This is a genomic window from Streptomyces mutabilis (genome assembly GCF_014649815.1).
GTDB classification, from domain to species: domain Bacteria; phylum Actinomycetota; class Actinomycetes; order Streptomycetales; family Streptomycetaceae; genus Streptomyces; species Streptomyces mutabilis.
The window spans coordinates 15,577-33,094 of record NZ_BMTT01000023.1; the positions used below are offsets into that span (position 1 = coordinate 15,577).

Below are 17,518 nucleotides of genomic sequence, written 5' to 3' on the forward strand. Positions count from 1 at the left end.
TAATCAGTTCTGGGGGCGAGGTATGCGCGCGGGGAAGCATGGCTGGACGACCGCTGCCGCGACCGTGGTCTGCGCGGTCACCGTGCTGGCGGCGCCGGGTACGGCGTTCGCGGCCCCCGGGCCCTCACCGGCGCCCGGCACACCCGGCGCCTCGTCCACCGCTCCCGCCGCCACCCCGGGCAAGGATTTGGAAGCCGTACGCAAGAAGCTCGACGAGCTCTACCGCGCGGCGGCCTCGGCCACGGACGAGTACAACGCCGCCGAGGAGAAGGCGGACAAGCAGTCCGCCGAGATCGCCGAACTGGCCAAGAAGATCGTCAAGGGCCAGGAGAAGCTGGACGGCCTCAAGGACCGTGCGGGCGCGGCGGCCCGCTCCCAGTACCGCACCGGCGGCCTGCCCGACGAGGCCAAGCTGATGCTGAGCGACGACCCCGAGAACTTCCTCGACGGCACCGGCCGCGTCGTCCAGGGCCAGCGCGCCACCAAAGGCCTGCTCGGCGAGATGACGCGCACCCAGGCTGACCTGAAGGCCTACGCCGCGGACGCCTCGGCCCAGTTCGAGAAGCTGGAGGCGAACCGCAAGGCCAAGGCCACCGCCCGGAAGAAGGTCGAGAAGCAGATCAAGGCGGCCGAGAAGCTGGAGTCCGAGCTGGAGCAGGAGGAGAAGGAGCGCCTGGCCCGGCTGGAGCGGGAGGCCCAGGAAAAGGCCCAGACCGCCTGGCTCGGCTCCGGCATCCTGCAGGACCTCGACAGCGGGGCGACCGAGCAGGGCCGCAAGGCGGTCGAGTACGCCACCGCCCAGGTCGGAAAGCCGTACCAGTGGGGCGCCGAGGGGCCGCAGGCATACGACTGCTCCGGCCTGACCTCACAGGCCTGGGTGGCGGCCGGCACGGCGATACCGCGCACCTCCCAGCAGCAGTGGAAGCAGCTGACGCGCGTGGACATCGAGGACATGCGCCCTGGCGACCTGATCATCTACTTCGACGACGCCAGCCACGTCGGCATGTACGTCGGCGACGGTTCCGTCGTGCACGCCCCGCGCCCGGGTCGCTCGATCACGATCGCGGGGGCGGGCTCGATGCCCATACTCGGGGTGGTACGCCCCGACACGGGAGCATCCGCCCAGGAGTGACCGGGTGCGCCGAGAACGTGAACCGGGCCACGTGACCCAGTCCACGCCCGGGGCCCCGCCCCGCGTGACGTTCGTCATCCCGGGTCCCCGGTCGACGTGTCCAACTGCGGTACATGACGCGGCATATGGCAGTGGCCGACGGCCGCCCGGCGTGTCCTGGACCATTCCGCAGCGGCGGCGTCACCCGCTATGGTCCCCGTCGGTGGGTCGAGGTCCCTCGCCCCGCCATGCCCTCGGGGGGAGGGAAGGAAACCAAGACGATGCCCGTACCCGTACCGCGGCCAAGGGCGATCCCGGCCGTGGAGTGTGGTCAGGCGCCCGCCGCGTCCCAGGACCGCGGCCCTTCCAAGGAACAGGCCCCGCCCGGGACGCCCCCGGCCGAGAATCCCTCCGGCCGGCCGGAGAACCCCACGCAGAAGCGCGAGAAGACCACGGAGACCCGCGAGAACACCCCGAACCGGACCACGGACCGGACCCCGGGCCGGAGCACGGACCAGCGTGAGAGCGCTGTCCCCACGAACCTGACGGTGCTGCTGATCGAGGACGACCCGGGCGGCTCCCCGATCGTGCCCGACCTGCTCGACCAGTCCGGCAAGCCGATCCGCGTCCGCACGGCCCGCAACCTCACCGAGGCCGGCCGGCTGCTGACCGACGATGTCCACTGCATCCTGCTGGACCTCGCCCTGCCGTCCCCCGGCCAGGCCCGCGCGGGCGCCGACGACGGCGGCGACGGGGCCGCGGACGGACACGACGAGCTGGCGGTGCTGCGGGAGGTGCTGGAGCTCGCGCCCCGGCACGCGGTGCTCGCGCTCACCTCCTCCAGCGACGCCGAGCGCGGCGCGGAGGCCGTGGCCGTCGGCGCCCAGGACTACCTGTTCCGCGACGAACTCGACGGACGGCTGCTGAGCCGCGCGATCCGCTACGCCGTCGAGCGCAAGCGGTCCGACTCGGCGGAGCGGCGCCTGGCCGAGGGCCGGCTGCGGGCGCAGGAGAACCGCCGCCTGGAGCGCGGTCTGCTGCCGACCCCGCTCCTGGAGGGCTCGCCTCTGCGCTTCGCCGCCCGCTACCGGCCGGGCCGCTCCCGCGCCCTGCTCGGCGGCGACTTCTACGACGTCGTCCGCACCCCGGACGGCACCGTGCACGCCATGATCGGCGACGTGTGCGGGCACGGTCCGGACGAGGCGGCGCTCGGCGTGGAGCTGCGGATCGCGTGGCGCGCGCTGACCCTGGCGGGGCTCTGCGGCGACCAGCTGCTGGGCACGCTCCAGCAGGTGCTGGAGCACGAGCGGGCGCACGACGAGATCTTCGCGACCCTGTGCGCCGTGGACATAGCCCCGGACGGCCGCCGCGCCGGCCTGTGCCTGGCCGGGCATCCGGCGCCGCTGATCGCCGGCCCGGGCACGCCGGCGAGGCTGCTGCCCTACGACAACAACGGCCCGGCGCTCGGCCTGCTGCCGGGCGCCCGCTGGCCGCGCATGCAGGTGGAGCTGGGCGCCGAGTGGAGCCTGATGCTCTACACCGACGGCCTGATCGAGGGACACGTCGGCGGGGGCCGGGAGCGGCTCGGCCAGGACGGCATGGTGGAGATGGTCCGCCGGCAGCTCGCCGAGGGGTTGCAGGGCGAGCAGTTGTTGCGGGCGACCGTCAACGAGGTCCGTGAGCTGAACGGCGGCGAACTGGCCGACGACGTGGCCGTGGTCCTGCTGGACCGGACGCCCTGAGCCGCCCGGCCCCGGGGCGGCAGCCCGCCTCGGGAGTCAGCGGCCGCCGTTGTAGGGACCGTAGGGGCCGTCGCTGCTGGAACCGCGGCGGCTGCTGCGGCCGCCGCCCGGCAGGCCGCGCAGCGCGGGCCGTACGTCGACCATGTACACGATCGTCGCGATGAGCCCGATGATCGGCAGGAACGACAGGATGTTGAAGACCAGGTTCACCACGAAGGCGAGCCCGAGGATGATCAGCCAGAACGGCTTGGTCTTCTTGTCGGCCGCGCGGTAGGCGTCCTCACGGCGCGTGGCGGCGTCGATCAACGCGAAGCCGCTGAAAAGGATCAGGGCGATGCTCAGCAGCCACATGAAGCCTGCGAACCCCTGCATCAGCACAACGTCCACCACCCGAGTCGGATCGTCCTTACGCGGTCACCGTACCCGCAGAACGGGCCGGACACCCCAGAGGTGCCCGGCCCGGTGCCCGCGGCCCGGCTCCGGCGCGCCCGCCCGGCGCTCCGGTGCCATCCACCGGGCGGGCGGATGCCACCTACTGGAGCGGGTGCCACCTACTTGGCGGGCGGCGTCGCCCTCTTGGCGGCGGGGCTCTTCTTGGCCGGGGCCTTGCGCGGAGCCGGGGTCTTCCTCGCCGCGGCAGAACTGTCCTCGGTGACCTCGACCGGCTCGGCCGTGGCGGGCTCGGCCGTGGCGGGCTTGGCCGGCTCGACGGCCACGGCGAGTTCCTCCACCTCCTCGGCGATGTCCTCGATGCCCTCGGCGGCCTGGCCGCGCCAGGTGCGCACGGCCTGCTCGCCGCGCTCGGCGACCTTCTCGTAGGTCTCCCGGGCCTTGACGGCGTACTCGGCGGCGACGCCGACCGAGCGCAGTGCGAGGTCCTGGGCGGTCTCGCCGAGCTTCTTGAAGTCGGCGTCGAGGGAGCCGAAGAGCTCGTTGGCCTTGGCCTGGAGGGTGCCCTGGGTCTCCTTGACGCGGGCCGTCGCCTTCTCCTGGACGGCCTTCGGGTCGGTGTTGCGCACGGCCTCGATCCGCGCCGGGGCCTCGGCGCGCAGCTGGTCCACCAGCACCGGCACCTTCTTGGCCTGCTGGAAGGCCAGGTCGGCGGTGCCCGCGGCGAAGTAGAGCGGGGTGGGGTCGCTGAAGGTCTTGCGCAGGTCGTCGGTGATGGCCATGGTGTCTGGTCCTCCGGAATTGCGTTCGGCTGAGGGTTTTGTGGTGGTCCCGCGCCCGGCCGGCTGCTCTCTGCCGTTATCCGGCCGTCCGCCGCGGGCCGGCGTCGCTGCCGCCGGTCGTACGGGGTCGGGGGCCCGGTATGGAGTCCGCGCCTCCGGCGGCGTCGCCCGCCGCCGTGTCCTGGACCCGCACCTCGCCGTCATCGGCAGCGTCTGCGTCTGCGTCTGCGTCTGCGTCTGCGTCTGCGTCTGCCCCGAACCCGTTCTCCTTGCGGAAGGACTCGTAGATCTGGAGCAGCACCTGCTTCTGCCGCTCGTTGAGCGAGGGGTCGGCGAGGAGCACCGCACGCGTCTCCACGTCGTCCCGGTCACGCTCCGCGTCCAGGATCCCGGCCCGCACGTAGAGCGTCTCGGCGGAGATCCGCAGCGCCTTGGCGACCTGCTGGAGCACCTCCGCGCTCGGCTTGCGCAGCCCGCGCTCGATCTGGCTCAGGTAAGGATTGGACACGCCCGCGGCCTCGGCGAGCTGTCGCAGCGACAGCTGCGCGTTGCGCCGCTGCTCGCGCAGGTACTCACCGAGATTGCCGACGTTGAGCGAGGCCATGCCCCCACCATGCACCAGCCCGCTAACTATTGCAAGCATGCGCTTGCAATAGTGTGCCTCGACTGCCGGAACCGGCCGCAAGTGACTCCACGCGGCAGAGGTCGCCTTCCAACGAGTCCTGTCAACCGGCGGTCCCGCACACGTACGTGATCGACAGAGGAGAGCCGTGGCGTCACTGCGGGCGAGGTCGGTCACCCGCTCCCGGTGGTGCGGTTCCCGTACGCGTCGCGGGCGGCGAGCAGGGTGAGCATGTGGTCTTCCGCCCAGCGTCGGCCCGCGGCGATGAAATCGAGCACGGTGCGCCCCAGCGCGGTCAGTCGACCCGCTCGCCGTGTATCACCGCGGCGTCTGCGTGACAGGCTGCGACTCCGCGGCTCTGGCACCGGGCCCGCGGTGCGGGCTGCGCGACGAGGCGTTCGGTGCGGCCGCCGTCGGCGAACCCGAGCCGATCATCGGCGCCGTCCTGCCGTTGTCGCAGGTCGCCGCAGCGCACCGGGCCTTCGAGGAGCGCGCCGCCATCGGCAGGACCGTCCTCGCCCCCTGGAGCCCGCACGAGCGACGCGAAACGCACTGCTTCCGTGGGCTCGGCGCGCGACGACGGGACAGCTCGTGGTTCCTCTGCGGCGTGCGGAGGGCATCACATCAGGCGCACGGCCCGGGGACGGTGGGACGCACCGCCGGGATGCGCGCGCACCGGCGGCAGGCGCGGGCCGAGGCCGCCACCGCGGCGTGGGACGAGGCCGCGAGTACGCCGGCGAACGCGAGCAGCGGCCAGTTCACGGCCAGGAGGGAGGCGGTGGCGAGCGCGAGCGTCGCGACCGCCATGGCCACGCTCGCGGTGGTACCGGCCCAGGCGACCGCCAGGGGGAGCCGACGGGGCGTGGGCAGCCGGCGGGCCAGGGAGCCGGTGACGGCCAGCGTCACCGCGGCGAGCAGTGCGGCGACGGTCGCGATGGCGGCCAGGTGGACGGCCAGCAGCTGGGCCGTGTGCGGCAGTTGCCAAACGTCGCCGCGGTGGGCGGTCCGGGCCAGGTACCAGCAGGCGACCAGGAGGGGGGCGGTGAGAGCGACGGCCCGGGCGGTGTGCCGGGCCTGGGCGATGGTCAGTTCCCGTTGGCAGCTCTCCACGAGCTCGTCGGGGGTCCCGAACTCACGTACCGCCTGGTGAGCGGCGCGCCGGTAGGGCACTCCGTCGTCGGCGTACGCCGCCACCGTGTCCGCGAGGCCGTCGCGTATCTCCTCGATCATCCGGGTCTTGGCCCGGGCCGGACCGTGCAGGGCCGCCGTCAGGGCGGCGACATAGTCCTCGACGGGGTCGGCCGGCCGACTCACGGCGCTCACGTGGGAAGCCCGGGCGGTGCGGCGGGGTTCAGGACCGAGCCGATCGCCGCGGTGAACTCGTTCCACGCGGTCCGCTCACCGGCCAGGGTCTGCCGACCCGCGTCGGTGAGTTCGTAGCACCGCCGTCGCCGTTCGCCGGAGGACTGCCAGCTGCTGCTGAGCAGCCCGAGCCGCTCCAGCCGGTTCAGGGCCGGGTAGATCGTGCCCGTGCGCAGTTCCAGTGCGCCCCCGCTGCGCTGCTGGACCGCCGCGATGATCGCGTAACCGTGCAGCGGGCCCGGTTCGAGCACGGCCAGCAACAGTCCGTCCAGGTGCCCTCGCACCGCGTCTGCCCTCATGAGTAGGCAGCCTACCCAAAAATGCCGTAGGCAGTGTATGTATTGGCAGCCAACACATTCGTACTCCGACTTGGAGGCGCCCAAGTGGCCAAGGTGCTGCTGTCCATACATGTCCTCGTGGCGATCCTGACGGTCGGGTCGATCACCGTGGCCGCCTCGATGTTCCCCCGCTACGCACTGCGGGCGGCCGGCGGCCGGGACCCGGACGCCCGAGCCGCCTCGATCGCCGCCCTCCTGCACAGGATCTGCCGCGGCTACGCTCTCGCCGGTATCGCCGTGCCGGCCTTCGGGCTCGCCACCGCCGCCGCGCTCGGCGTCCTCACCGACGCCTGGCTGATCGCGTCGCTCGTGCTGACCGTGGTCGCCGCGATCCTCCTCGCCACGGCCGTCCTGCCCGGCCAGCAACGCCTGCTCGCGTCGGCCCAGGACTCACCCGCCCAGGACGATCCACGCCCCGCGGCGACCAGGCTGACCATGCTCACCGGCATCTTCAACGTCATCTGGGCGATCGTCGTCATCCTGATGATCGTCCGCCCCGGCTCCACCACGGGAGTGTGATCCCCCCGCACGTACCTCGGAGCGAGGCCGCTTCGACCACCTCGCCCGCCGCATGACCCGGCGCCCGACGGCCCGCCGCGATCGCGGAAGTCCGCCGGCCGCTCGCCGCGCGGCGGATCCGACGCCGGTCCCAAGTCCCCGGCCGGACGGCCACGACGGCGGACCGGCCGAACACGTGAGCACCCCTTCCCGCCGGCCGCCAGGACCTTCGCGGCCGAGCGACGGACGGGCCCGGGCGCCGTACCCACTTTTTTGTGCGTACTGGGCAGGGCGCCGCGCCCGTCCGAAACTGAGGGTGCAGGCGGACGTCAGGAGGCCGTGCGGGTGGCGGCCTCGGGTCCGGCCAGCCGGTCCAGGCGGCGGTGGCCCCAGTCGGAGAGGGGGGAGAGGGCCTCGGCGAGGTCGCGGCCGAACGGAGTCAGGGAGTACTCGGTCCGCAGCGGCAGCTCGTCGTACACCCGCCGGTCCACGAGTCCGTCCGCCTCCATCTCGCGCAGCGCCTGGGTCAGCACCTTCTCGGTGAGGCCCGGCACCTTCCGGCGCAGTTCGGCCGGCCGGTGCGGGCCGGACTCCAGCAGCCACAGCAGCGTGGTCTTCCACTTGCCCTCGATCACGGCGATCGCGGCGGTCACTCCGCAGACGTTCGGATCGTGGCGCCGGTGTGCCATGTCGTCCCCCATTCATGAGCAAACGCCATTCACGTTACGGGAGTTGAAGCATGTCCGCACACACCGACCAGCCCGCCGGCGTCACCGTCCTCGGGTTGGGCCCGATGGGCCGGGCGCTGACCGCCGCCTTCCTGGACGCCGGGCTGCGCACCACCGTCTGGAACCGCACGCCCGGCCGGGACACCGACCTGGTCGCGCGGGGCGCGGTTCCGGCGTCCTCCGCCGAGGAGGCCGTCGCCGCCGCTCCGCTGACCGTCGTCTGCGTGGTGAACTACGACGCCTCCGACGCCGTACTGCGCCGGGACGCCGTCACCGCCGCCCTCAAGGGCCGCACGGTCGTGAACCTGAGCGCCGACACCCCCGCACGGGCCCGGGACACGGCCGAGTGGGCCGACCGCCACGGCATCCGTTACCTGGACGGCGCGATCATGACCCCGACCCCGACCATCGGCACGGACGATGCCGTGTTCCTGCACAGCGGCCCCGAGGAGCTGTACCGGGAGCACCGGCCGGTGCTGGCGGCGCTCGGCGGCACGCACACCCACCTCGGCGAGGACACCGGGCGGGCCGCGGCCTATGACATCGCGCTGCTCGACATCTTCTGGACCGCGATGGCGGGTTACGTCCACGCCCTCACCGTGGCCCGCGCGGAAGGCGTCACCGGCGCGGAACTCGCGCCGTTCGCACAGGGCATCGCCGCGATCCTGCCTCCGCTGTTCACCGAGTTCGCCGCCGACACCGACGCCGGCACCTGCTCGGGCGAGCTGAACCCGATCACCTCGGCCGCCTCGACGATGGCCCACGTCGTCCACGCCTCCGAGGCGCACGGCATCGACGCGAGTTTGATGCGGGTCATCGAGGGGCAGGCCCGGCGGGTCATCGCGCGCGGGCACGGCGCGGACGGGTACACCCGGGTCGCCGACGTGATCACCGGACGCTGACCCTGGCGGCGGGCGTCAGAACGGCAGAGGCCGCCCGTGCACCACGTCCAGCCGGGACACCGCGCGGGTGAACACCACGTACAGCCGGTGCAGCCCCCGCCCGCCGGCACCCTCGGCCTCCGCGATCGCCGCGGGTTCGACGGCGACGACGTGGTCGTACTCGAGCCCCTTGACGACGCTCGCCGGCGCCACGGTCACGCGGGCGCCCAGTTCCTCGGGGCCCCCGGCGGGGATTCCGGCCGCGTCGAGGGCGGCCCGCAGCCCGGGTACGTCCGCGTCGGCGGCGACGACACCGACGGAGCCGTCCCGCGCGAGGGCGGCCCGCACGGTGTCGACGACCGCGTCCACGACACCGCCGGGGGCGGCGGGACGGATCCTCAGTTCTCCGTCCGCACGCAGCGAGCGGGCCTCCGGTACGTCCACGCCGAGCCGCGCCAGCAGCCGGTTGGCGAGGCCGACGACCGCCTGCGGCACCCGGAAGCCGGTGGTCAGCGGCACGACGGGCGCGTCCGGGCGGCCCAGGTGGGCTAGGCTCGTCCGCCACGACCGCGCGGCCCACGGCGTGGTGCCCTGGGCCAGGTCGCCGAGGACGGTGAGCGAGCCGAAGGCGGCCCGGCGGGCGATGGCCCGGCACTCCATCGGGGAGAGGTCCTGGGCCTCGTCGACGACGATGTGCCCGTAGCCCTCGGGGTGTTCGAGCAGCCCGGCGACCTCGTCGAGGAGGACCAGGTCGGCGGCGGACCAGCGGGCCGACCGCCACGACCGCCGTGCACCGGTCGCCGGCCACAGCACCGCCCGCTGCTCGTCGCCGTCCAGCAGCCCGTCGGCGGCCCGTGCCAGCGCGTCCGGGTCGCCGAGGAGTCCGGCGACGACCTCCTCGGGGCGCACCCGGGGCCAGGCCGCGTCGAGGTACGCGGTGACGGGCCGGGCGCGTTCGATCCGGCGTGTCCAGGCGGCCGTCCGCGGCCCGCTCCGCCGCTCGGCCCGCTCCTGGACGTACCGCACGATCCGGGCCCGCACCCGCTCCCGGCCCACGGCGTACGGCGGTTCCTCCTCCCGTACGTCCGCCACGATCCGGGCCAGTTCGTCGGCGGGGACCCGCCAGCGGTACGAGCCGTCCGGTACGGAGAGGGAGTCGGCGGCGTCGGGGGTCACGCGCGCGTACAGGGCGCGGCGCAGCACCTCCGCCGTCCGGGCGTCGTGCTTCACGGCCGCGGCCCGCGCGTCGTCGGCGGCGGTGACCGGGTGCCGGGCGATCTCCCGGGAGAGGGTGGACTGCCGTACGCCGGTCTCGCCCAGGGCGGGCAGCACCTCGGCGATGTAAGCGAGGAAGGTGGGGTTGGGGCCGAGGATCAGCAGGCCGCCGCGGGCGATGCGCTGCGGGTGGGTGTAGAGCAGGTAGGCGGCCCGGTGGAGGCCGACGGCGGTCTTCCCCGTCCCCGGGGCGCCCTGCACGCACACCGTGGCGGTGAGGTCGGCGCGGACGAGGTCGTCCTGCTCGGGCTGGATGGTGGCGGCGATGTCCCGCATGGGCCCGACGCGGGGCCGTTCGATCTCCCGGGCGACGATGTCGCTCGCGCGGGACTCGCCCCGGCCGAGGTGCTCGTCCTCCAGTCCCGTGAGGTCAGCGGAGTCCCCGCGGCTGCCGGGCGCCCAGCCGAAGCGCCGGCGGACGGCGACGCCGCGCGGGTCCGCGGCGGTGGCCTGGTAGAAGGCGCGGGAGACGGGAGCTCGCCAGTCGACGACGAGGGGCGGTGCGGCGGGGTCCTCGGTGATCCGCAGCCGGCCGACGTGATACGTCTGCCCCGCGTGATCGCTCCCTGCGGTGGCACTCCCCGTCTCCGGCCCGGCGAAGTCCAGGCGTCCGAAGAACAGCGGCCCGTCGGGCAGTTCACGCAGTTCCCTGGCCCTGCTGCGCAGCCGGTACCCGAGCACTTCGGCGTCGGCACCGGAGGCGGATACGTCCTCGCCGGTGACGACGTGTTCCCGGGCGCCGTCGACCATCGCGGACAGGGCGGTGCGGCAGTGGTCGTGGTGGGCGCGTTCGCGGGCGAGGGCGTGCCGGAGGGCGGGGTCGGGTGAGCTCATTCCATCGAGCGTACCCACTTTTCTTTACTGAGTTAAATTTATTACCGCTTCTCGACGAAGCCGCCCGTCACGCGAGCCACGGCAACCCCGCCGTCAGCACCCCGAACGCCCGCTCGGCCCCCGCCACCGCGTCCTCCCGTACATCCGCCACCCGCTCCCCGGCCGCGATACGCCGCCAGTTCTCCAGCGCGAGCACCCGCTGCACGGCGGTGATCTGTCCGGCCGCCAGCCTGGCGTCCAGATCACCGCCGAGGGCCTCGGCGAGCGCGGCCTCCGACCGCTCCAGGTGTGTGTGCAGCCGGGCCACGAGCGCGGGCGTCCCGTAGAGCAGCGTGTGGAAGGCCAGTACGTCGGGATCGTCGTTGAGCCCGGTCACCGGGTCGCACCGCTCCAGCCCCGCCAGAAAGTGCCGCCGCAACGCCGCCAGCGGCGTGGGTCCCTCCCCCGCCACCCGGGCCGCCTCGCCCTCGTGGTCGGCGATGCGGTGCAGGACCAGGTCCTCCTTGGCCGGGAAGTACCGGAAGAGCGTCGGCTTGGACACCTCGGCCGCGGCGGCGACCTCCGCGACGGACACCGCGTCGAAGCCCTTCTCCACGAACAGCCGGACGGCGGTGTCCGACAGCACCTGGATCGTTCGCTGCCTCTTGCGCTCCCGCAGACCGGTCTCCACCATGCGACCGACCCTACGCCGGGGCGCCGGGCGGCGAGTCAGGTGACGGGCAGCGTACGCCAGGGGGCGGCGACGCCGGGGGGGCGGCGACGCCGGGTCCCAGAGGCTGTCGAAGTGCTTGTTCCAGGCGGCGATGACCGCCTTCGCGTCGTCACCGCCTTCCTGCGCCCGGACCGTGAGGGGCGTGCGGTAGTCCATGGGGTCGTCGTACTCCGGGTCCGACCCGCGCAGGACCGTGGGCGCTCACGCCGGTGACGAACAGGTCCAGCAGCAGGGTGCGGGTCACCGCCGGTTCGTAGCGCGCCTGCGGCCGCTGGAGGCGTGACGCCATTCCGTCGGTGCCCGGTCCGCCCGGTCCACCCGGCATGCGCAGTCCCCCCGAACTGTTGCCGCCGGTGGCCGCTCAGACGTCCGCCACCAGCCGAGCCCTCCGTGGCCCACCTTGGTTCCCCTGGGGCAGCGCGCGGGCAAGATACGGATTGGCCATGGACTTGTCCGGCAGACCCAGGGCCGCCGTGGCCTCGGCCAGGGTCATCGCGTAGGTCTGGACGGCACGCTTGACGTTGGGCGCGTCGAGGCCGGCGCCGGTCACCAGGCGGTCGAGGTCGACATAGGCGGAACGGACGGTCTCGATCCACCGGTACACACGCCAGTCCCGCTGCCAGTCCTTGGTGCAGTCGGGCGGGAGCGAGCGTTCCCACCGGCGGAACATGCGGTCGCGGATCTCCGGCCGTGTCGGTGTGAGGTGCATGTGGCGGACGAGGTCGTACAGGGGGTCGCCCACCATGGCCATCTCCCAGTCGATCAGCGTCAGGCCCCCGTCCGGCCGGCGCACCAGGTTCCACGGGTTCAGGTCGCCGTGCAGCAGGACGGGGCGGCGCGGGGTCAGGGAGTGCCGAGTGAAGATCTCGGCCAGCCGGACGCTGTCCGGAAGCCCGAGTTCACGGGCGAGTTCCATCGTGACCTTGGGCAGTTCGCTCACCAACCGGACCAGCTCGCCCCGCAGCCAGGGGTAGAAGTCGGCCCCGTTCAGCGGATCCAGGCCCCCGCATCCGACCAGGGTCAGCTCGCACAACTGGTTAACGAGATCGTCGGCCTCGTACGGGCGCAGTCCGTGTGCGGGATGCTCCGGTGGGCGGAACCCGTCCACCGGCCCCTCGTAGGAGTGGATGGTGAACTGTTCGCGCAGCCCGCTGGTGCCCAGGGCGAGCGCACGCGGCGCCCGGACGTGTACGCCGGAGCGCTCGATCGCCGTGAGCACCGCGTGCTCACTGAGGAACCGGCGTTCCCGGGCGTCGGCGTGGCCCACCTTCCGGCGGACCATGACGGGGAAGTCGATGCCGGGGACCTCCACGGCCGTGTTCAGATGAGCCGTCCCCTGGAAGAGCCGGTCCGCCGAGGCGGCCCCCTCCTCGAACAAGGCGCGGCTGACCGCCCACGCGGGGAAGTCGCCACGGATACGGAACCGCCGGTCACGCTGCCACACGATCCCGGAGAGGGTCCGCCCCCGGCTGGGCCGGACCCCGTGCGACTCGTTCCACCGGAAGAGGATCCGCTCGATGGCCGACTCGTCCGGCACGTTCTTCAACCGCAATGGTTCTTCCGCCGCGATCAGCGCCTTCCGCACCGCCCTGGTCGCGGCGTCCAGGTCCCGCTGTTCGAAGGAGTCACCGAGCGACTTGGCGGCCCGCATGACGTCCGGGTAGACGGACTGGGCCCGCTCGAAGGCCACGTAGTGCTTCAGGTCCCGGTCCAGGCCGTTGACGGCCTTGCCGTGCCGCTCCCCCATCACCTTGCGCCAGGCCTCGACGACCTGCGGCCACTGATGGTCGGGGTAGCGCATGCGCACCAGGTGCGTGGCGAGGTCGTGGAGCGGGTCACCGTAGCCGGCCAGTTCCCAGTCGACACAGATCAGTGGGGGGTTCCCGCCGTACGGGACGATCAGGTTGTCCCGGTGAAGGTCCGTGTGGAGCAGGCTGAACGGGCGGCTGATGAGCGTGGGCACCCGTTGCGCGAACCGGACCAAGGCGTCCTCCGGGATGCCCAGCATGGCGAACAGGCCGCCGTACTCGGCCCGGTTGCGCTGTCTGATCTGGTCGTCGGCCGCGAACGCCAGTGCTCTGAGGAACGCGCCGCTGTCCCGGCTGGAGCGGGGCCAGGAGGCGGACAGCGGGGGCAGGTGATGCCTGCGCACCTGCGTCATGTCGGCGAGCAGCCCCGCCAGCGCGACGATCAGGTCGTGGTCGACGGGCGTGTCGTCGGGGCAGACGGTCGACAGGGGCACGCCCTCGACGTAGCTGAGGACCACGACGTCACCGTGCTTGGCCAGGCAGCGCGGGACGTTGTGCAGCACGCCCCGGATCCGGTTCAGCAGATCGGCCTCGTCCTGCCACGTCCGGATGACCACCGGCAGAGCGGACGGGATGCGCTTGCGGACGGTGACCGGCGCGCCGTTCTCGGCGGCCACCAACCGCGAGTCCTCCGCGGTGAGGGGGCGCACCATGTAGTTCAGGTTGTGGTGCCCCCGGCCGAACCGGCCCAGCGCCGTCGCGTGCGCCAGGAACCGGTCGAACGCCTCGTCCGCCGCCCGCTCCAGAGCCGGTTCGCCGAGCGGGGACGGACGACTCACGGAGTGCTCCAGGAGGGACTTGCGACGCGCCAGATCTTCGTGCGGTGACGAGGAAAGTGCGCACACAGTACAGCCACGGCCGATTGCCCGTTGGATGTACTCCAGTATGCGAAAGGCACAGGAGCTACCCGGGTGACCCGACCGGGCGAACCGGGCCCGCCGTCCGGCAGCGCCCCGCCGTCACCCGGGCTCGGCGAGCAGCCCCCGGCACGAGTCGGAGGGGCCGCCTGCGCCGCCCTCCGGGGCCTGGTCGCGCTGGGAGTACGCACCGGCGGCCTGCCGCTCGCGGCGCCCGCGGCCGTGCTCTTCGTCCTGCTGTTGACTCAGGACTGAGCCCGCCCCCCACCGCTCTCCCACACCAGCCTCAGCACCGGTTCCAGCGAGTGCACCACCGTTTCCGCGCCCGCCTGCCTCAGGAGCTTCGCCTTACCCTCGTTGCGCGCGTAGCCCAGGAACGGCACGCCGGCCCGCCGGGCGGCCGTCAGGTCGGAGGGGGTGTCGCCGACCATCAGGGCCAGTCCGGGCGCGGCGCCCATCGCGCTGAGGGCGCGGTCGAGGCAGTACGGGTCGGGCTTGAGCAGGCCGAGGTTCCGGGTACGGCCGTAGATGTGAGGTGAGAAGCAGCCGAGCAGGCCGCGCGTCGCGAGGTACTCGCCCACCACGCGGGGTGAGTTGTTGGTGGTGACGGCCAGTCCCGCACCCAGCGCCGCCCAGGTGCGGATCAGCGGGTCCGAGTACGCGGTCGGCCGTGCGGACGGCACCGCGCGCAGCTCCTCGCGGGTCAGCCGCTCCTCGAACTCGACGGCCAGGTCGCTGTGGTGGCGCCTGCGGTCGACGGCAGCCAGCAGGACGTGCGGATCGGGGTGGACACGCTCCTCCTCGGTCAGCAGTTCCTTGAGGCCCAGCCGTTCGAGCCAGTCCACCAGTTCGCCGGCGACCCGGTCGGCCGAGTAGCCGGCGAAAAGCCTGCAGATGGGGCCGTCGAAGTCCCACAGGACGTGCCGGGCGTTCGTGATCAGGTCCCTGAGGCCGGCGGTCTGCTCGGTCACCGGTTCCGTCTCATCCGTGTCGGAAGTCACTAGGAGAGTGTCATGTCCGAGGTGATGGTTTCCCAGAGGGCGTCGAACCACTTCTGTGATTCCTCCACGAACACCGCGTCCCGGTGACCCGCCCGCTTCAGGAAGGAGAAGAGCAGCGACTGGGAGCCCAGGGCGTCGTACATCTCCAGTGTCCGGCTCTCGTACTCCTCCTCGCGCCGGGTCAGCATGTAGTAACCGAGCAGTGCCTCCTCGCCGTTGAGCAGGTACAGCTTCATCGGCGAGGTGAAGGGGATGGCGCGGAAGGCGATGTGCACGTCGATGCGGTGGGTGGAACGCACGGCGTGCAGGTTGTGCTGGAGGACGCGGGCCTGGGCGTTGCGCATCTGGAGCCAGCGCTGGTGGACCGGGTCGTCCTCCTCCTCGTCCACCAGGACGGGGAAGGCCAGTTCGATGTCACGCGACGGCATCAGGACGCGGAAGTCGATGGATTCGGGGCGGATGCGGCCCTCGTGGATGAGGCGGAGCGGCTCGCTTAGGGCGAGCATCAGCGTTTCCGAGGTGTGGCAGACGACGTCGACCCGTACGTGCGGTGCCGAGAAGGCCTCCGACAGCCGGGGCCCGAGCGCCACCATGGTCGGCTGCGGCTCGCCCGGGGGCGTGGCGGGCTCGGCGATGCGTGGCGGGCTGCCCTTGCTGACGTTGGTGAGCAGGCCGTCCTCCTGGAGGGCGCGCAGCGCCTGGCGGACGGTGCCGCGCTCCACCCCGAACTCGTCGGCCAGCTCGGCCTGGGTGGGCAGGCGGTCGCCCGCCTTCAGGTCACCCGCGCGGATCCGCTCCCGCAGGATGTCGGCGATCTCCTGGGACGAGAGCCTTCTGCTGCCGTTCACGGACGCGTTCTCCTGAGTCACGACCAAACGCTACAACTTCGACCTAACTATAGGGAGTTGTTTGGAACCTGTTTATAGGTAGTCGCCAAGTGGGGACAACTTAAGCGGAGTTGGTTGCCAACTTGTGTCAGTTGGCGGAAGTTCATCTTCCCGAACCTCCGAAGGGGGAAAGACAGTGCCCGTCCTCGCTTTCGTCTTCTCGATCCTCGTCATCACCTTCGAGCAGGTCGTCCAGTGGAAGTACGGCGCCACCGGCATCGTCGGCCTGATCCTGCTCACCGTGGGCATCAAGGCCAAGAGTCCGTCCGTCAGCTCGGTCGGAGCGGTGGTGCTGGCCCTCCTGGTCGCGGGCCCCGCTCTGTGATCGGGCGGGGGATCACGTGGTGAGTACGAGATCCGAGCTGATGGTCTCCCACAGCGCGTCGAACCACAGCCGCGACTGCTTCACGAACGCCCCGTCGCGCACGCCCCCGGCCTGCCCGAAGGCGAACAGCGTCGAGCGGATGCCCTCCGCGTCGTACATCTCCATCGGCTTGTGATCGATCTCCTGCTCGCGCCGGCGGAGGGTGTAGTACGCGAAGAGGGCCTCCGTGCCGTTGAGCAGGTACAACTTCACCGGCGGCGTGAAGGGCAGCGCACGGAAGGAGACGCGCACGTCGATGCCGTGCGTGGCCCGCAGGCCCAGCAGGTTGTGCCGGAGCACCTGGCCCTGGGCGTTGCGCATGGCAAGCCACCGGTCGTGCACCGCGTCGCCGCCCCCGCTGCCGCCCACCGCCACCGGGAACGCCAGGTCGATGTTCCGGCCGGGCAGCAGCACGCGTACGTCGATCTTGGCCGGTTTGCGTCGCCCCGCGTGGATCTGGCGCAGGGGTTCGCCGAGGGCGAGCGTGAGGGAGACCGAGGTCAGGCACAGGGCGTCGATCTTCACGTGCGGGGACGCGAAGGCCTCCGTGATCCGGGGGGCGAGGGCCGCCGTGGTGGGCGCGGGCGGGGCGACGGGCCCGGTCAGAACCGTGCCGGGGTCCGGTGCGACGGTCGCCGGGCTCCCCTTGGACACATTCGTGAGCAGCCGTTCGGACTGCAGGATGCGCAGCGCCTGCCGGACGGTGCCGCGCTCGACGCCGAAATCGTCGGCCAACTGGGCTTGCGTGGGCATGCGCTGGCCCGGCTGCAGCCGACCGGACCTGATCCGGGCGCGCAGCTCGTCGGCCACCTCGCGATGGGTCCGCTGAGGCCGCTGCGGTCTCTTCGGCCCGTCGACGAGGGCGTGTTCCGACTCCACGACCAAACACTACAACTTCTCGCCATCTTTGGGCAGTTCACCGGGAGGTGGTTATGAGAAGCACCCAAGCGGAGATAAGTAGAGTGGAGTTGGCAGCCAACTTGAGCAACGTGGTCAGACCTCACGAGGGTTGGCCACCACGGTGAACAGGGGGTCCACCATGCCGCTCATCGCCATCGTCGTCGCCGCTCTGGCCATCGGGTTCGAGCAGCTCGTGCAATGGAAGTACGGGCCGATGGGCATCATCGCGTTCGTCGCGCTGTCCATCGGCATCAAGGCGAAGAACACCATGATCGGCGGTGTGGGCGCGGTGATCCTCGTGATGCTGCTCGCACAGTCCGGCTGAGCCGACGTACTGCTGTCCGGGCCCCCGTTCCGGAGGGGAGCCGGGGGCCGGGACGGTCAGTCAGCACCACGCACGACCGGCACCACCCACGACCACAACCG

At 72.2% G+C, this 17,518-nt stretch carries 19 protein-coding genes; 7 read left to right on the forward strand and 12 right to left on the reverse strand.

Going from position 1 to position 17,518, the window contains the following annotated elements; translation table 11 throughout:
• Positions 1-22: 22 nt before the first annotated feature.
• Positions 23-1,132: a C40 family peptidase gene (locus IE142_RS30240; RefSeq protein ID WP_191888691.1), complete on the forward strand. Its 1,110-nt coding sequence runs from the start codon at positions 23-25 to the stop codon at positions 1,130-1,132.
• Positions 1,133-1,392: 260 nt separating this feature from the next.
• The gene (locus tag IE142_RS30245; protein WP_191888692.1) at positions 1,393-2,853 is read left to right on the forward strand and encodes a PP2C family protein-serine/threonine phosphatase; all 1,461 of its coding nucleotides are present in this window, start codon (positions 1,393-1,395) and stop codon (positions 2,851-2,853) included.
• Between the two features lie 36 nt (positions 2,854-2,889).
• On the opposite strand, the gene IE142_RS30250 is transcribed toward IE142_RS30245, so the two are convergent.
• The 5 genes from IE142_RS30250 to IE142_RS30270 form a co-directional block, all read right to left on the reverse strand.
• Entirely contained in the window at positions 2,890-3,225 is a 336-nt protein-coding gene (locus IE142_RS30250; protein WP_191888693.1) for a DUF2516 family protein, read from the reverse strand.
• Between the two features lie 179 nt (positions 3,226-3,404).
• Positions 3,405-4,025 carry a hypothetical protein gene (locus IE142_RS30255; protein ID WP_191888694.1) on the reverse strand — a complete coding sequence of 207 codons (621 nt, stop codon included), beginning with the start codon at positions 4,023-4,025 and terminating at the stop codon, positions 3,405-3,407.
• Between the two features lie 76 nt (positions 4,026-4,101).
• A complete protein-coding gene (locus IE142_RS30260; protein ID WP_191888695.1) occupies positions 4,102-4,629 on the reverse strand; it encodes a helix-turn-helix domain-containing protein in 528 nt (175 codons plus the stop codon).
• Between the two features lie 642 nt (positions 4,630-5,271).
• Positions 5,272-5,970 carry a permease prefix domain 1-containing protein gene (locus IE142_RS30265; RefSeq protein WP_191888696.1) on the reverse strand — a complete coding sequence of 233 codons (699 nt, stop codon included), beginning with the start codon at positions 5,968-5,970 and terminating at the stop codon, positions 5,272-5,274.
• A complete protein-coding gene (locus tag IE142_RS30270; protein WP_191888697.1) occupies positions 5,967-6,308 on the reverse strand; it encodes a PadR family transcriptional regulator in 342 nt (113 codons plus the stop codon). Before IE142_RS30270 ends, IE142_RS30265 begins: the two co-directional genes overlap by 4 nt.
• 84 nt (positions 6,309-6,392) lie before the next feature.
• On the opposite strand from IE142_RS30270, the gene IE142_RS30275 reads away from it, so the two are divergent.
• Positions 6,393-6,866, forward strand: a complete 474-nt coding sequence (locus IE142_RS30275) for a DUF2269 family protein (RefSeq protein ID WP_191888698.1) — start codon at positions 6,393-6,395, stop codon at positions 6,864-6,866.
• A gap of 308 nt (positions 6,867-7,174) precedes the next feature.
• Here the strand turns inward: IE142_RS30275 and IE142_RS30280 are convergent, their stop codons facing one another.
• Positions 7,175-7,534 carry a winged helix-turn-helix transcriptional regulator gene (locus IE142_RS30280; RefSeq protein WP_191888699.1) on the reverse strand — a complete coding sequence of 120 codons (360 nt, stop codon included), beginning with the start codon at positions 7,532-7,534 and terminating at the stop codon, positions 7,175-7,177.
• 50 nt (positions 7,535-7,584) lie between these two features.
• On the opposite strand from IE142_RS30280, the gene IE142_RS30285 reads away from it, so the two are divergent.
• The gene (locus tag IE142_RS30285) at positions 7,585-8,475 is read left to right on the forward strand and encodes an NAD(P)-dependent oxidoreductase (protein WP_191888700.1); all 891 of its coding nucleotides are present in this window, start codon (positions 7,585-7,587) and stop codon (positions 8,473-8,475) included.
• Positions 8,476-8,490: 15 nt separating this feature from the next.
• Here IE142_RS30285 and IE142_RS30290 read toward each other — a convergent pair whose 3' ends face one another.
• From IE142_RS30290 to IE142_RS30300, 3 genes are all read right to left on the reverse strand, one after another.
• Positions 8,491-10,563: a HelD family protein gene (locus IE142_RS30290; RefSeq protein WP_191888701.1), complete on the reverse strand. Its 2,073-nt coding sequence runs from the start codon at positions 10,561-10,563 to the stop codon at positions 8,491-8,493.
• A gap of 67 nt (positions 10,564-10,630) precedes the next feature.
• Complete coding sequence (locus tag IE142_RS30295) at positions 10,631-11,236, reverse strand: TetR/AcrR family transcriptional regulator (protein ID WP_191888744.1); 606 nt, start codon at positions 11,234-11,236, stop codon at positions 10,631-10,633.
• A gap of 400 nt (positions 11,237-11,636) precedes the next feature.
• Positions 11,637-13,736, reverse strand: coding sequence for a phosphotransferase (locus IE142_RS30300; protein WP_229831012.1), 2,100 nt, complete (start codon positions 13,734-13,736; stop codon positions 11,637-11,639).
• 258 nt (positions 13,737-13,994) lie between these two features.
• Between IE142_RS30300 and IE142_RS30305 the strand changes: the two genes are divergently transcribed.
• Positions 13,995-14,195 carry a hypothetical protein gene (locus IE142_RS30305; RefSeq protein WP_191888702.1) on the forward strand — a complete coding sequence of 67 codons (201 nt, stop codon included), beginning with the start codon at positions 13,995-13,997 and terminating at the stop codon, positions 14,193-14,195.
• Here the strand turns inward: IE142_RS30305 and IE142_RS30310 are convergent.
• Positions 14,186-14,941 carry an HAD family hydrolase gene (locus IE142_RS30310; RefSeq protein ID WP_229831003.1) on the reverse strand — a complete coding sequence of 252 codons (756 nt, stop codon included), beginning with the start codon at positions 14,939-14,941 and terminating at the stop codon, positions 14,186-14,188. The two genes, IE142_RS30305 and IE142_RS30310, sit on opposite strands and share 10 nt — an antisense overlap.
• Positions 14,941-15,816 (reverse strand): winged helix-turn-helix domain-containing protein, encoded by an 876-nt coding sequence (locus tag IE142_RS30315; RefSeq protein ID WP_078949312.1) that lies wholly within the window; start codon positions 15,814-15,816, stop codon positions 14,941-14,943. The genes IE142_RS30310 and IE142_RS30315 overlap by 1 nt, the downstream gene beginning before the upstream one ends.
• A 148-nt stretch (positions 15,817-15,964) precedes the next feature.
• Between IE142_RS30315 and IE142_RS30320 the strand changes: the two genes are divergently transcribed.
• Positions 15,965-16,153: a hypothetical protein gene (locus IE142_RS30320; protein WP_191888704.1), complete on the forward strand. Its 189-nt coding sequence runs from the start codon at positions 15,965-15,967 to the stop codon at positions 16,151-16,153.
• A 12-nt stretch (positions 16,154-16,165) separates the two neighbouring features.
• Here IE142_RS30320 and IE142_RS30325 read toward each other — a convergent pair whose 3' ends face one another.
• Positions 16,166-17,077, reverse strand: a complete 912-nt coding sequence (locus tag IE142_RS30325; RefSeq protein ID WP_191888705.1) for a FadR/GntR family transcriptional regulator — start codon at positions 17,075-17,077, stop codon at positions 16,166-16,168.
• A 154-nt stretch (positions 17,078-17,231) separates the two neighbouring features.
• On the opposite strand from IE142_RS30325, the gene IE142_RS30330 reads away from it, so the two are divergent.
• The gene (locus tag IE142_RS30330; RefSeq protein WP_003974784.1) at positions 17,232-17,417 is read left to right on the forward strand and encodes a hypothetical protein; all 186 of its coding nucleotides are present in this window, start codon (positions 17,232-17,234) and stop codon (positions 17,415-17,417) included.
• Positions 17,418-17,518 lie beyond the last annotated feature (101 nt).

Bases quoted from the DNA above. Each gene is read 5' to 3' on its own strand.
- IE142_RS30240 (WP_191888691.1), top strand. From the start codon at position 23: ATGCGCGCGGGGAAGCATGGCTGGACGACCGCTGCCGCGACCGTGGTC.
- IE142_RS30245 (WP_191888692.1), top strand. From the start codon at position 1,393: ATGCCCGTACCCGTACCGCGGCCAAGGGCGATCCCGGCCGTGGAGTGT.
- IE142_RS30250 (WP_191888693.1), bottom strand. From the start codon at position 3,225: ATGCAGGGGTTCGCAGGCTTCATGTGGCTGCTGAGCATCGCCCTGATC.
- IE142_RS30255 (WP_191888694.1), bottom strand. From the start codon at position 4,025: ATGGCCATCACCGACGACCTGCGCAAGACCTTCAGCGACCCCACCCCG.
- IE142_RS30260 (WP_191888695.1), bottom strand. From the start codon at position 4,629: ATGGCCTCGCTCAACGTCGGCAATCTCGGTGAGTACCTGCGCGAGCAG.
- IE142_RS30270 (WP_191888697.1), bottom strand. From the start codon at position 6,308: ATGAGGGCAGACGCGGTGCGAGGGCACCTGGACGGACTGTTGCTGGCC.
- IE142_RS30280 (WP_191888699.1), bottom strand. From the start codon at position 7,534: ATGGCACACCGGCGCCACGATCCGAACGTCTGCGGAGTGACCGCCGCG.
- IE142_RS30285 (WP_191888700.1), top strand. From the start codon at position 7,585: ATGTCCGCACACACCGACCAGCCCGCCGGCGTCACCGTCCTCGGGTTG.
- IE142_RS30290 (WP_191888701.1), bottom strand. From the start codon at position 10,563: ATGAGCTCACCCGACCCCGCCCTCCGGCACGCCCTCGCCCGCGAACGC.
- IE142_RS30295 (WP_191888744.1), bottom strand. From the start codon at position 11,236: ATGGTGGAGACCGGTCTGCGGGAGCGCAAGAGGCAGCGAACGATCCAG.
- IE142_RS30300 (WP_229831012.1), bottom strand. From the start codon at position 13,736: ATGGTGCGCCCCCTCACCGCGGAGGACTCGCGGTTGGTGGCCGCCGAG.
- IE142_RS30330 (WP_003974784.1), top strand. From the start codon at position 17,232: ATGCCGCTCATCGCCATCGTCGTCGCCGCTCTGGCCATCGGGTTCGAG.